Here is a 12,691-nt window from a genome sequence, read left to right as displayed (position 1 = left end):
CCGCCGCCCGCGCGGCATCGCACGTCCAGTCGTCTTCCAGTGACCGTTGAGCCCCCCGGGCGACTCTGCCCAGGTGAGTACGCAGACGATGCCGACAGACGCGGTGCGGTGGTACGGCTGCCCCGCGTGCCGCGAGCTGACGTACGGCAAACGTTTCGACCGTTCCCTCCGTGTCTGTCCTGGTTGTGGGGCGCACTCCCGGCTCACCGCGCGCCGGCGCATCGCCCAGCTCCTCGACGAGGGGTCGGTGATCGACCTCGACGACGTCACGGTGGTCGAGGACCCCCTCGGCTTCGCCGACTCGCGACCCTATCCGGAGCGGATGGCGCAGGCGCGTGCGGACACCGGGGAGCGGGAGGCCGTCACCTGCGTGACCGGGACGCTGCGGGGACATCCGGTGGTGGCGGCCGTCATGGACTTCCGGTTCATGGGCGGCAGCCTGGGCGTGGGCGTCGGCGAACACCTGGTGCGGGCCGCACGGGTCTCCCTGCGGACCCGCGCGCCGTTCCTGCTGGTGACCGCCTCCGGCGGGGCCCGGATGCAGGAGGGCGCCTTCTCCCTGATGCAGATGGTCAAGACCAGCCAGGCGCTCGCCGAGCTGGACGAGGCGGGCGTGCTGACCATCTCGGTCATCACCGACCCCACCTACGGCGGGGTGGCGGCGTCGTTCGCCACGCTGCCGGACGTGATCTTCGCCGAGCCGGGCGCCCGGATCGGGTTCGCCGGGCCGCGGGTGATCCAGCAGACCATCCGGCAGGCGCTCCCGGACGGCTTCCAGACCGCGGAGTTCATGCTGGAGCGGGGCTTCGTGGACGCCGTCGTCCCGCGTGCGGCGCTGCGTCCCGCGCTGGGGTGCCTGCTCGCCGTCCGGCTCGGGGCCGCGCCCGCCGCGCCGCCGCCGGCCCAGCGGGCCCGGGGGGCCCGGGGGGCCCGGCTGGTCCGCGACCCGGGGGAGCTGCCCGCGCGGGACGCGTGGGAGGTCGTCGGACTGGCGCGGCACCAGCGGCGCCCGACGACCGTCGACTACATCCGCCAGCTCCTCGACGACTTCCAGGAGCTGCGCGGCGATCGGGTGTCGGGCGACTGCCCCGCGATCGTGGGCGGGACCGGGCGGCTGGACGGCCGTCCCGTCATGGTCATCGGCCACCAGAAGGGTCGCGGCACCGCCGACCGCATCGCGCACAACTTCGGCATGGCCTCGCCCGCCGGATACCGCAAGGCGGGACGGCTGATGCGGCTGGCGGCCAAACTCCGGCTGCCGATCGTCACGCTGGTGGACACGCCGGGCGCCCACCCGGGCGTCGAGGCCGAGGAGCGCGGGCAGGCGTGGGCCATCGCCGAGAACATCCGGCTGATGAGCGGCCTGCCGGTGCCGATCGTCTCGGCGGTCGTCGGTGAGGGCGGCAGCGGCGGGGCGCTGGCGCTGGCCGTGGCCGACCGGGTGCTGGCGTTCGCCGGCGCCGTCTACTCGGTGATCAGCCCGGAGGGATGCGCCGCCATCCTCTGGAAGGACCGGGAACTGGCGCCGCTGGCCGCCTCGACGCTGCGGCTGGACGCCCGTGACCTGCTGCGGCAGGGGATCGTGGACGCCGTCGTGCCCGAACCGGACGGCGGGGCGCACGAGGACCCGGTGGCCGCCGGCGAACTGCTGCGCGGTGCGCTCACCGCGACGCTGGACGAACTTGCCGACATGGCCCCGGCCGACCTGGTGCGGCACCGCCGCGCCCGGTTCGGTGCGTTCGGGGTGGAGGAGCGAGGTGCACATGACTGAGGACCCGACCGGCGGTGCTGCGGGCACCCTCGATGACCTGTGCCGGCGGGCCGCCGAGCTGATCGCCGCCACCGGCGGGCGGCTGAAGCGCGTGCGGGTCCGCGCGGGCGACATGAGCATCGAGGTGGAATGGCCGGACCCGGCCGCCGCGGGCGCGGGCCGCCCCGTGCCCGCCGAGACCGCCGCCACGGCCGCCGTCCCCGCGGACGAGCAGACCGGACACGACGAGCCCGCCGGACACGACGACGGCTCCTTCGACGTCGAGGCGCCGCTGGTGGGCACCTTCTACCGCGCGTCCGGCCCCGGGGCACGGCCTTTCGTGGAGGTCGGAGACGAGGTGGAGGCGGGCGGGCAGGTCGCCATCGTCGAGGCGATGAAGCTGATGAACGCCGTCACGGCCGAACGCGCGGGCCGCGTCGTCGAGGTGCTGGTGTCCGACGCCCAGCCCGTCGAGTACGGCCAGCCCCTGTTCGTGCTCGCCCCGGTCTGAACCCGCCGCGCGCGGCAGCCCAGCCCGTCACGGGCACTCCGCCACTGAGGAGCCTTCATGTTCTCTACCGTCCTGATCGCCAACCGGGGGGAGATCGCGCTTCGTGTGGCGCGTACCTGCCGGGAGCTGGGCATCCGCGTCGTCGCCGTGTACTCCGACGCCGACCGCGACTCCGCGGTGACGCGGCTCGCCGACGAGTGCGTCCGCATCGGCCCGGCCGCACCCCGCCGCAGCTACCTCAACCCCGCCGCCATCGTCACCGCGGCCCTTCAGGCGGGCGCCGACGCGGTGCACCCCGGCTACGGCTTCCTGTCCGAGGACCCCGACTTCGCCGAGATCTGCGCGGCCGAGGGGCTCACGTTCGTCGGCCCGTCCCCGCCGGTGCTGAGCCGGCTCGGCGACAAGGCCCGCGCCCGGGAGATCGCCCGGCAGGCCGGGCTGCCGGTGCTACGGGGCAGCCCCGAGCCGCTGGAGACGGTGGAGCAGGCGAAGGCCGTCGCGGGGTCCATCGGCTACCCGGTCATCATCAAGGCGGTGGCGGGCGGCGGCGGCCGAGGCATGACGGTGGTGCGCGACCCCCGCGAGCTGCCGCGCGCCTACGTCGAGGCGCGCTCCGGCGCGCAGGTGGCCTTCGGCGACTCGCGCCTGTACGCCGAACGGTACCTCGACCACGCCCGGCACATCGAGGTGCAGGTCCTCGGTGACGGCGAGGGCGGCGTCGTCCATCTGGGGGAGCGGGACTGCTCGGTGCAGCGGCGGCGGCAGAAGCTGGTCGAGGAGACTCCCGCGTCCGGCCTGCCCCGTGAGCTGGCCGACCGGATCTGCGCGGCCGCCGTGCACCTGGCCCGCGAGCTGCGCTACGCGGGCGCCGGGACCTGCGAGTTCCTCGTCGACGGGGACGGCGGCTTCTACCTGATGGAGGTCAACTGCCGGATCCAGGTCGAGCACCCGGTGACCGAGCTGGTGAGCGGCGTCGACCTGGTCCGCGAGCAACTCCGGGTCGCCGCGGGCGACGGCCTGTCGGTCCGGCAGAGTGACATCGCCCTGCGCGGGGTGGCCATCGAGACGCGGGTCAACGCCGAGGACCCCGTGCGCGGCTTCCTGCCCACGCCCGGCGTCCTGGACGAGTTCGCGCCCCCGGCCGGCCCGTTCGTCCGGGTGGACACCCACGCCTACCCCGGGATGCGCGTCACCGCCGACTACGACCCGCTGCTCGCCAAGGTGGCGGTGTGGGCGCCCGACCGCAGGCAGGCGATCGAACGCGCCGACCGGGCGCTCAGCGAGTTCCACGTGGCGGGCAAGGGCGTGCGCACGACGCGCGACTTCCTGCGCGGCGTCCTGGGGAACTCCACGTTCCGGGCAGGCAAGCACACCACCGCACTGGTCGACGAGATGAACGCCGGAGGTGACCGGTGAACGCCGCCGCGGACACGCCGGTCGTCATCGTGGGCGGCAGCCTGGTCGGGCTCGCCACCGCGCTCTTCCTCGGCAGGCACGGCGTCCCGTCCATGGTCGTCGAGCGGAACGAGGGCCTGTCGCCCCATCCCCGCGCACGCGGGGTCAACGCCCGCGCCATGGAGCTGTTCCGCTGGGCGGGCATCGAGGACGATCTGCGCTCCATGCCGTCCGCGATGGCCCTCGCGGGAAACAGCGGCATCATCGCGGCCGAGAGCCTCGCCGGGAAGGAGATGGGCGCGCTCAAGGAGGGCTACCACCGCGACACCGGCGCCGACGATGACGACGACGGCTGGCTCGGCGCGACCGGCTGGTGCCTGTGCCACCAGCACGAGGTCGAGCCGCTGCTGCGCGAGCACGCCGCACGGCACGGAGCCGACCTGCGTTTCGGCACCGAGATGACGGGCTTCGACCAGGACGCGGGCGGTGTGACCGTCCGGCTGCGCGACGCCGCCGGCGTGGAGCGCTCCGTCCGCGCCGGCTACCTGGTCGGCGCGGACGGGGCGGGCAGCCTGGTGCGCCGTCTGCTGGACATCGGGGTGGACGGCCCCGGCACGCTGGCCCATTTCCTCAACGTCCGGTTCCGGGCCGACCTGACCGGGCCGTTGCGCGGCCGCCGCTTCGTGATGTGCTACACGATCAGCGGGTCGTCGCGCAGCGGGCTGCTGCCGGTGAACAACGCCGACGAGTGGCTGCTGCACGTGCCGTACGACCCGGACCGCGCGGCCGAGTTCACTCCCGAGCACTGCGCCGGACTGGTGCGGACCGCCGCCGGGGTGGAGGGGCTGGACGTGACGGTGGAGGACGTGGCCTCCTGGGAGTCGGCCGGCCGGGTCGCCCGCTCCTTCGCCGCCGGGCGGGTCTTCCTGGCCGGCGACGCGGCGCACGTGATGCCGCCGACCGGCGCCTACGGGTCCAACACCGGCGTCCAGGAGGCGCACAACCTGGCGTGGAAGCTGGCGGCAGTGCTGCGCGGGCAGGCCGGTCCAGGGCTGCTGGACACCTACGAGGAGGAGCGCCGCCCCGTCGCCGAGGCCACCGTGGAGCAGGCGGTCCTGCGCTCCAAGGACCGCCCGCGGATGGCCGGCGGCCCCCGGCCGGCCCCGGACCCGCGGATCCAGGCCGACCCCGTCGTCACGTTCGGCCAGGTCTACCGGTCGGCCGCGGTGGATCCGGACGGCACCGGCGGCGACCCGCTCTGGGAGCCCGAACCCGCCGGACGGCCCGGCACCCGCGCCCCGCACGTCATCGTCAAGCGGGACGGGAGGCTCGTCTCCACGCTCGACCTCTACGGCGACGCGTTCGTGCTCCTCATCGGCCCGGAGGGCGCCGCCGGCGCGGACGCCGACGCTGTGACGCGGGCCGCCGGGGAGTCCGGGATCGCCGTCGAGACCTTCGTCATCGGCCGGGACGTCCACAGCGCCGCGGTCGACCTCTGCGGCGCGCACGGCCTGACGCCCGCGGGCGCCGTGCTCGTGCGCCCGGACGGGTTCGTCGCGTGGCGGAACGCGGGCCCGCTGGGAACGGCCGACGACATCGGCGGACTGTTCGACCGGCTGCTGTGCCGGTCCGCGGGTTCACCCGCCGGCGTCACGGGCCGGCCCGGCGGCTGAGGGCGGGGCGAACGACGGCCGCGTGGCCTCCGGAACGCCGGAGGCCACGCGGCCGTTCGCCGCGTTTCGCGGCGGTCAGGTCAGCGGCTCCCGCGCCGTGCCGTCCGCCGTGCCGCCCGCCGCCTCGTACCAGGCGTCGTAGACCTTGTAGACCTCGTAGTGGCCGGCCGGCCGCGTCCGGTCCAGGAAGGCCCGCAGTGGCGACGGGTGCCCGGCGGCGCGCAGGGACCGCTCCCAGTCGTGGTAGGAGGACAGGTCGCGCCATGCCATCAGCAGCGCGTAACGGCCGTCCGTCTCCTGGACCGCCAGCAGTTCGTGGCCGATCAGCCCCGGTGTGCCCTTCAACGTGCGGCCGGCCTGCTCGTAGGCGGCCGTGACCGCGCCAGTGGGGCCGCGGGGGTCACGGTAGTGGACGACGACCCGGACAGGACTCTCGGACACTGGTACTCCTCGGCGCGTGATCGGTACGGACGGTCGGGCGGCGGCGGAGCGGGGGCCGGGAACCGGTCAGTCGTAGTAGGCGGGGGCGGGCCGCAGGTCGGTGAGGTTGGACGGCTCGTGGCCGCAGACGATGAGCGCGTTCTCGGCACGGGCCAGGTCGACGAGCTTCCTGGTGGACGCGCGGACCTCCGCCTCGTCCATGTCGAAGGGGAAGACCGGCCTCTTGTCCGGGTCGAGCGCGACGGTCATCGGGATCGCGTCGGCGGCGAGCAGCATGGGCCCGGTGCGGGGGAGCCGGACCAGCACCGACTGATGCCCGGGCACGTGCCCGCCGGACTCGATCAGCTCGATGCCGGGCAGCAGTTCGGTGTCGCCGTCGACCAGGCGGAGCCGGGTGTCCGGCCGGTCCCAGCGGTCCCGGGTGGACGCGCACCGCGCGCCGGCCTCCGAGGTCGCCCACGCGTGGTGGCGCCGCTGGACGACGAACTCGGCGTCGCCGAACACGTCGTGGTTGCCCGCGTGGTCGGGGTCCAGGTGGGTGCAGACCACCAGATCGACGTCGCCGGGACCGACGCCCAGCCGGCGCAGCAGGCTCGGCACGTCCTCGCCCGGTTCCAGTTCCACGCGCTCGTCCGGGTCGGTGCGGTGCGCGCCCGCGCGGTCGCGCGGCGGGCCGGAGTCGATGAGCACCGTGGCGTCCCCGGTCGTGATCAAATACGCCGGCACCGGGGCGCCGATAGGCCGGATCCGGCCGCTGAAGAGCAGTTGAAGTCTCATTCCCCACTCCGGAGTCTGCGAGCGGTCTCCCATTGGCCGGGGACCGGGTGGCCAGCGTAGGAGCCCCGGATCGAATGCTGGTCGATCGAGTGGTCGCAGCCCGTAATCCTTAGCTGGCGTAATTTTTGAATCTTTTTTTAATGGGCCCGTCACATGGACGCAACTCGGGATTTTTTCGCACGCTGGATGACCATGGGAAATCGCGTTCTGCGGTCAGGCGTGTACGCATCACGCGGCGCTGGGAACGGAGGGAATACCTGCTGCCAAATATCGGTGCCCAGATGCCAGGTGGCGGGGGTCCGAACCGTGTGCGAGTGGTCTTCGAGCGGGCCCCGAGCGCCCCGGGTGCACTGTGATGCGGTCTTCGTTCGCAAAGGCCGGAGTTACCGCATATTGGGCGTCCAGATCCCCCGAACAACGTGTCCGATACGGCGAGTGGGCGCGCGGTGCGGCCGGCGGGGCGGTCGGGCGGAAAATTGTATAGAGGGTGATGCGGAATTTCAAGAGGCGCGTCCGGCCGGCGGTGATCGCGCCGCGGACGGCTATTGCTTGAGTGTCCGATTCGGCTGAGAATTCGCAGGTGATTATTCGTATGGGGCCGCAGTTCATCGAGATGTGATGTGACGACAGAACACGGGGAAGATGCATGTATTTCCGAATTCTGGGTCCACTGTGGGTAGCCAATGGGGGGATGGAACTCACCCCCACCGCGCCGAAGGTTCGGCAGGTGCTCGCCTTCCTGCTCGTCCGGTGCGGAAAGCTCGTGCAGGTCGGCGAGCTCATCGACGAACTCTGGGGGGACGAGCCGCCGGCCAGCGCCATGACGACCCTTCAGACCTACATCTACAAACTCCGCAAGGACGTGTTGGATCGATGTACCTCGGCCACGCTGCACACCAGGGTCTCCGGGTATCTGCTGGACGTCTCGGCGGAACGCGGTGACCTGCTGAGGTTCGAACGGCTGGCGCACGAGGGCCGCACGGCCCTCGACGAGGGCGACGCCGCCCGCGCCGCGGACCGGCTCTGCGAGGCACTGGCGCTGTGGCGCGGGCCCGCGCTGGCCGACGTGTCGGCGGGCGAGATCCTGTCCGCGCACGTGACCCGGGTGGAGGAGGAGCGGCTGCGCACCCTGGAACTGCGCATCACCGCCGACCTGGAACTGGGCCGCCACCGCCAGCTGATCAGTGAGCTGAAGATGCTGGTGTCGGAGCATCCGCTCAACGAGCGGTTCCATTCCCATCTCATGGTGGCGCTGCACCGCTCCGGCCGCCGCTACGAGGCCCTGGAGGTCTATCAGGGACTGCGCCGCATGCTGATCGACGAGCTCGGCATGGAGCCGTCCGCGGCCGTGCAGCAGCTCCACCTGAACCTGCTCAGCTCCGATGCCGAGTCGCGCGAGGGCGCCCCCGCCCCTGCCGTGCGAGGCCGTTTCGAGACCCTCCTGGTGCCCGCGCAGCTCCCCCCGGACACATCTGACTTTGTGGGCAGGGAGGAGATCCTGCGGGACGTGCGCCGCCACCTGGTGCGTCCCCGGGGCGAGAACACGGCCGCGCGGGCGGTGTCGATCTCCGGCATGCCGGGGGTCGGGAAGAGCGCTCTCGCGCTGCGGGCCGGGCACGCCGACCGGGTGGAGTTCCCCGACGGCCAGCTCTACGCGGACCTGCGGGGCGCGACCGAACGGCCGACCGACCCGCATCAGATCCTCGAGGGCTTCGCGCGGGCGATCGGGGTGCCGGCCGCGGAGATCCCCGACAGCCTCCAGGAGCGCAGCAAGCTGTTCCGCACCTGGAGTATGGGACGGCGGGTGCTGGTGGTGCTGGACGACGCGCACTCGGTGTCGCAGGTCGCCCCGCTGCTGCCGGCGTCCCCGAACTGCGCGGTCATCATCACCACCCAGCGGGGCCTGTACAGCCTGCCAGGGGTACGGCACGTCGAGCTGGAGGTGATGACGGTCCACAGCGCGATGGCGCTGATCGAGGCGGTGAGCGGGCGCCGGTTCACCGCGGACGAGCTGGGCGCGACCGAGCGCCTCGCCCGGCTGGCCGGGCGGCTTCCGCTCGCACTGCGGGCGGTGGGATCCCGGCTGGCGGCCATGCAGACCTGGCCGGTGGAGAAGCTGGCCGCGCAGATCGAGGGCCTGCCGCGCCGGCTCGACCCGCTGTCGTTCGCCGAGCTGGACGTGCGGGCCCGGCTGGCGGCCGGCTACCGGCGGCTGGCCCCCGGCGACCGCAGCGCGCTGCGCCTGATCAGCCTGCTGCCGCCGCCGGACTTCACCGCCACCACCGCGGCCCGGCTGATCGGCAGCGGCACCGACGCGGTGGAGGCCCAGCTGATCCGGCTGGCGGGCTACCACCTGCTGTCGGTCAGCCAGGGCGGCGGCGGCGAGATCCGCTACCGGCTGCACGAGCTGGTGCGGATGTTCGCCCGCGAGCGCCTCGATGAGGAACTGCTGAATCCGGTGCGGGACCGGCCGGAGCCGAGCACCGTGGCGGCCCACGACCACGCCCCCGCGGTGCGCGACGGCGTCCGCCCGGGACGCGAGAACGGCCATCCGCTGCGGGAGAGCGGCGGTGAGCGCCCGGACCGCGGGTACGAGCACCTCGAGTCGCAGGTGGTCCGCGCGACGGCGCCACCGGAGCCGCCGGCCAGGCGGGCGCGTCCGGTGAACGGCGTGGTGAAGGCGCTCGGCAGTGGGTGAGCGCGGGCCGCGCCCGGGATTCCATCCCGGGTCCAGCGGAGTTCAAGCCGCTGCCGCGACAGTGGGGCCACATCCCCACGAAAGGAGAGACGATGGCGCTGTTTACGGTGAACGACGTCCGGCGCATCCTCCGGGACTGCGCGGGCGAGCCGGACTCCATCAGCCTGGACTCGGAGATCGGCGCGGTGACCTTCGACGAGATGGGCTACGACTCGCTGGCCCGTCTGGAGCTGGCGGCGCGGATCCAGCAGGAGTTCCTGGTGGCCATCCCCGACGAGAAGGTCGACGAACTGGGCACGCCCGATGACGTGGTCGGCTATGTCACTCCGCGCATCGCCGCCGCGTGAGGGACGGCCCGGGGACGTGGTCGGGCGGGTGCGCGTGCTGGTCTACGCGAGCGCGCCCGGCGACGACCCCCGGGCGGTCGAGGACGCCTACCACACCGTCAGCGGCGCCCTGGCGGGCACGCCGGGCCTGCTCGGCAACGCGCTGCTGCGGTCGGTGCACGAGCCCGGAGCCTTCGTGGTGATGAGCGAGTGGGCCGATCTGGACGCGTTCCGGGAGTGGGAGGAGGGCGCCGGGCACCGCGGCGCCACTGCCCCGCTCCGCCCCCTCCAGGACGGCCGGGGCCGCGGCCCGTTCGGGATCTACGAGGTCACCGCCGCCTACTGATCGGCACCCGGTCGCGCCGCCGCCACGGCTCCTCGGCGATGCGGCGGTGCGCGAGCAGCGGCTCCCACCAGGCCCGGTTGCCGCGGTACCAGCGGATGGTCTCGCGGACGCCGCGCTCGAACGCGACCTCCGGCGCCCAGCCGAGCGTCCGCCGGATCATGGTGGAGTCGAGCAGGTGGCGGGGGTCGTGCCCGGGACGGTCGGACACCGGCGTCTTGAGCGTCCCGGGCAGGCCCAGTTCGTCCAGCACCAGGTCGGCGAGCTCCTCGATGGTGGCCTCCGCGCCGCTGCCCACGTGGTACGTCTCGCCGGCGGTGCCGCGGGCGAGGATGAGGTCGATCGCCCGGCAGTGGTCGGTCACCGAGATCCATTCCCGCTTGCCGCCGCTCGAGGCGTACATCGGCAGCGGCAGCCCGGCCAGCGCGTTCGTGACGAACAGCGGCAGGACCTTCTCCGGGAACTGGTAGGGGCCGTGGTTGCCGGCGCAGTTGGAGATCGTCGCCGCGAGGCCGAAGGCGTGCTGGTAGCAGCGCACCGCGTGGTCGGCGCCCGCCTTGCTGGCGCTGTAGGGCGTGCGCGGCAGGTAAGGGCTGGACTCGGTGAACGAATCGGCCGAGTCCTGCGCGAGACCGCCGTAGACCTCGCACGTGGACACCTGGTGGAACCGGCCCACCCCGGCCCGCCGGCACGCCTCCAGCAGCGCCTGCGTCCCGAGGACGTTGGTGCGGAAGAACCGGGCCGGCTCAAGGACGGCCAGGCTGTTGGGCGTCTCGGCGGCGAAGTTCACCACCGCGTCCACGGCGTGCGCGCGCAGGACCCTGGTCATCTCCTCCTTGTCGGCGATGTCGCGCTGGACGAACACGATCTCGGCGCGGACCTCGTCGAGGTTGCGCACGTTCCCGGTGTGGGTCAGGGCGTCGATCGCGACGACCCCGTCCTCCGGATGGACCGAGCGCCAGTAGCGCACGAAGTTGCCGCCGATGAACCCGGCGGCGCCCGTCACGGCGATGGTGCGTGCCATCTGTCCCCCTTCGCTCGCCTCTCCCCGGAGCGTCGCCGTACGCGCGCGACGGTTGCTCGATTCCCGAGCGAGATGGGCCCTCCAGCGGCTCTTGAGAACACCGCGCGACGGTAGCCGCGCCCGATCACCCGTGCGGAAGGACGGCCAGATGCTGAGCAGACGCGGAGTCATCAGGATGGGGGCGGTCGCCGCCGGGGCGGCGGCGGTGCCGGGGACGGCGGCGACCCTCGGGCGGCGGGGCCGCGCGTGGGCGGACGTCGCGGTGCCCCCGCCGTTCTCGGTGCCGCTGGGCCTGCCCGAGGTGGCGGTCCCGGTGCGCCGGACGGCGACCACCGACTACTACGCCATGACGATCCGGGACTCCACTGCGGAGATCCTGCCCGGCGTCGGCACCCCGGTCATGGGGTACGACGGGCGGTTCCCCGGCCCGACCGTCCACGCCGAGGCGGGGCGCCGGGTGATCGTCCGGCAGACGAACGCCATGATGCACGAGACCGTGGTGCACCTGCACGGCGGTCTCGTCGCGCCCGGCCAGGACGGGCATCCGGCCGACGCCATCGCCCCCGGCGCGGACCGGCGGTACGTCTACGAGAACCGGCAGCCCTCGGCGACGCTGTGGTACCACGACCACAGCCACCACATGGAGGCCGAGATGGTCTTCCGCGGGCTGGCCGGGTTCTACCTCGTCAGGGACCCCGGGGAACGTCGCCTGGGCCTGCCGTCGGGCCGGTACGACGTCCCGCTCATGCTGCGCGACGCGCGCTTCGACGAGCAGGGCCGGCTCGTCTTCGAGATGGACGACTTCCGTTACCGCAACACCCTGCTGGTCAACGGCCGGCCCCAGCCGTACATGAGGGTGGACGCGCGCAAGTACCGGCTGCGCCTGCTCAACGGCTCCAACGAGCGGTACTTCACGCTGCGGCTCGGCGAGGGCGACGGCGACGCGATGACGGTCATCGCGTCCGACGGCGGCCTGCTGCCCGCCCCGCTCGCCGCCACCAGCGTGACGCTGTCGCCCGCGGAGCGCGTGGACGTGGTCGTGGACTTCTCCCGGTACCGGCCCGGCACGCGGCTCGTGTTGCACAACACCGAAGGGACGTCAGAGGAGACCACGGACGTCATGCGGTTCGACGTCGGGCGCCGCGTCCCCGACCCCAGCCGGGTGCCGGGACGGCTCGGCCGCGCCGCCGACCTCGGCGCGGCCACCCTCACCCGCGACGTCAACCTGAACCTCGACCTGTCCACCGGCCGGTTCGTCATCGACGGCAAGACGTTCGACATGGATCGCGTCGACATGAGGATCAAGCGCGGGGAGACCGAGATCTGGCGTGTGCACAACCGCGACGTCCAGCCGTCGGTGCCGCACAACTTTCACCTGCACGGCACCCACTTCCAGGTTCTGGACCGCAACGGCCGGCCGGTCACCGGGCACGAGACGGGCCGCAAGGACACCGTCGCCGTGCCGGTCGGCGGCGACGTCCGCATCAAGGTCCGCTACGACCGGGACCTCGGCCGCTACCTGTACCACTGCCATCTCCTGGACCACTCGTCCATGGGGATGATGGCGCAGGCCGAGATCGTCGCATGACTCCACAGGTCACCACCGGCGCTCAAGAGGCGCTCTAGCCCGGCGCGAAACCGTTCAGATGGACGGCCGCGCCCTGCGGCCCGTATCCCCACGCGACCGTGCGGCGTCCGTGAGCCGCCGCGCAGTCCGCCCCCACCCGACCGGCGACGTCCAGGAGGAACCGAC

Annotated in this window: 11 protein-coding genes; 8 read left to right on the top strand and 3 right to left on the bottom strand. The window is 73.1% G+C overall.

What is annotated here, in order from left to right; all coding sequences use genetic code 11:
- The first annotated feature begins 73 nt into the window (after positions 1–73).
- Genes QP090_RS18455 through QP090_RS18440 form a run of 4 tightly spaced genes read left to right on the top strand, consistent with a single transcriptional unit; the run spans position 74 to position 5,329 of the window.
- Complete coding sequence (locus tag QP090_RS18455) at positions 74–1,771, top strand: acetyl-CoA carboxylase carboxyltransferase subunit alpha (RefSeq protein ID WP_285940216.1); 1,698 nt, start codon at positions 74–76, stop codon at positions 1,769–1,771.
- Positions 1,764–2,261 carry an acetyl-CoA carboxylase biotin carboxyl carrier protein gene (accB, locus tag QP090_RS18450; RefSeq protein WP_285940215.1) on the top strand — a complete coding sequence of 166 codons (498 nt, stop codon included), beginning with the start codon at positions 1,764–1,766 and terminating at the stop codon, positions 2,259–2,261. Before QP090_RS18455 ends, accB begins: the two co-directional genes overlap by 8 nt.
- A gap of 57 nt (positions 2,262–2,318) precedes the next feature.
- On the top strand, positions 2,319–3,677 hold the full coding sequence (locus QP090_RS18445; RefSeq protein ID WP_285940214.1) for an acetyl-CoA carboxylase biotin carboxylase subunit: 1,359 nt from the start codon (positions 2,319–2,321) through the stop codon (positions 3,675–3,677).
- Positions 3,674–5,329: an FAD-dependent monooxygenase gene (locus tag QP090_RS18440; RefSeq protein WP_285940213.1), complete on the top strand. Its 1,656-nt coding sequence runs from the start codon at positions 3,674–3,676 to the stop codon at positions 5,327–5,329. The genes QP090_RS18445 and QP090_RS18440 overlap by 4 nt, the downstream gene beginning before the upstream one ends.
- A 75-nt stretch (positions 5,330–5,404) precedes the next feature.
- Here the strand turns inward: QP090_RS18440 and QP090_RS18435 are convergent, their stop codons facing one another.
- Together QP090_RS18435 and QP090_RS18430 are read right to left on the bottom strand one after the other, a co-directional pair.
- A complete protein-coding gene (locus tag QP090_RS18435; protein WP_285940212.1) occupies positions 5,405–5,770 on the bottom strand; it encodes an antibiotic biosynthesis monooxygenase family protein in 366 nt (121 codons plus the stop codon).
- Between the two features lie 66 nt (positions 5,771–5,836).
- Positions 5,837–6,547 (bottom strand): N-acyl homoserine lactonase family protein, encoded by a 711-nt coding sequence (locus QP090_RS18430; protein WP_285940211.1) that lies wholly within the window; start codon positions 6,545–6,547, stop codon positions 5,837–5,839.
- Between the two features lie 691 nt (positions 6,548–7,238).
- On the opposite strand from QP090_RS18430, the gene QP090_RS18425 reads away from it, so the two are divergent.
- From QP090_RS18425 to QP090_RS18415, 3 genes are all read left to right on the top strand, one after another.
- Positions 7,239–9,245 (top strand): AfsR/SARP family transcriptional regulator, encoded by a 2,007-nt coding sequence (locus tag QP090_RS18425; RefSeq protein WP_285940210.1) that lies wholly within the window; start codon positions 7,239–7,241, stop codon positions 9,243–9,245.
- Between the two features lie 92 nt (positions 9,246–9,337).
- Complete coding sequence (locus QP090_RS18420) at positions 9,338–9,592, top strand: acyl carrier protein (RefSeq protein WP_285940209.1); 255 nt, start codon at positions 9,338–9,340, stop codon at positions 9,590–9,592.
- Entirely contained in the window at positions 9,564–9,917 is a 354-nt protein-coding gene (locus QP090_RS18415) for an antibiotic biosynthesis monooxygenase family protein (protein ID WP_285940208.1), read from the top strand. The genes QP090_RS18420 and QP090_RS18415 overlap by 29 nt, the downstream gene beginning before the upstream one ends.
- On the opposite strand, the gene QP090_RS18410 is transcribed toward QP090_RS18415, so the two are convergent.
- Complete coding sequence (locus QP090_RS18410) at positions 9,901–10,938, bottom strand: dTDP-glucose 4,6-dehydratase (RefSeq protein WP_285940207.1); 1,038 nt, start codon at positions 10,936–10,938, stop codon at positions 9,901–9,903. The two genes, QP090_RS18415 and QP090_RS18410, sit on opposite strands and share 17 nt — an antisense overlap.
- 148 nt (positions 10,939–11,086) lie before the next feature.
- Between QP090_RS18410 and QP090_RS18405 the strand changes: the two genes are divergently transcribed.
- Positions 11,087–12,526, top strand: a complete 1,440-nt coding sequence (locus QP090_RS18405; RefSeq protein WP_285940206.1) for a multicopper oxidase family protein — start codon at positions 11,087–11,089, stop codon at positions 12,524–12,526.
- Positions 12,527–12,691 lie beyond the last annotated feature (165 nt).

The organism is Actinomadura xylanilytica (genome assembly GCF_030283145.1).
GTDB classification, from domain to species: domain Bacteria; phylum Actinomycetota; class Actinomycetes; order Streptosporangiales; family Streptosporangiaceae; genus Spirillospora; species Spirillospora xylanilytica.
The sequence above is the reverse complement of the archived record's forward strand: the minus strand, read 5'-3'. Positions and strand labels throughout refer to the sequence as shown.

Excerpts from the sequence above, each read along its gene's own strand:
- accB (WP_285940215.1), top strand. The coding sequence starts at position 1,764 with ATGACTGAGGACCCGACCGGCGGTGCTGCGGGCACCCTCGATGACCTG.
- QP090_RS18445 (WP_285940214.1), top strand. The coding sequence starts at position 2,319 with ATGTTCTCTACCGTCCTGATCGCCAACCGGGGGGAGATCGCGCTTCGT.
- QP090_RS18430 (WP_285940211.1), bottom strand. The coding sequence starts at position 6,547 with ATGAGACTTCAACTGCTCTTCAGCGGCCGGATCCGGCCTATCGGCGCC.
- QP090_RS18425 (WP_285940210.1), top strand. The coding sequence starts at position 7,239 with ATGGAACTCACCCCCACCGCGCCGAAGGTTCGGCAGGTGCTCGCCTTC.
- QP090_RS18420 (WP_285940209.1), top strand. The coding sequence starts at position 9,338 with ATGGCGCTGTTTACGGTGAACGACGTCCGGCGCATCCTCCGGGACTGC.
- QP090_RS18415 (WP_285940208.1), top strand. The coding sequence starts at position 9,564 with ATGTCACTCCGCGCATCGCCGCCGCGTGAGGGACGGCCCGGGGACGTG.
- QP090_RS18410 (WP_285940207.1), bottom strand. The coding sequence starts at position 10,938 with ATGGCACGCACCATCGCCGTGACGGGCGCCGCCGGGTTCATCGGCGGC.
- QP090_RS18405 (WP_285940206.1), top strand. The coding sequence starts at position 11,087 with ATGCTGAGCAGACGCGGAGTCATCAGGATGGGGGCGGTCGCCGCCGGG.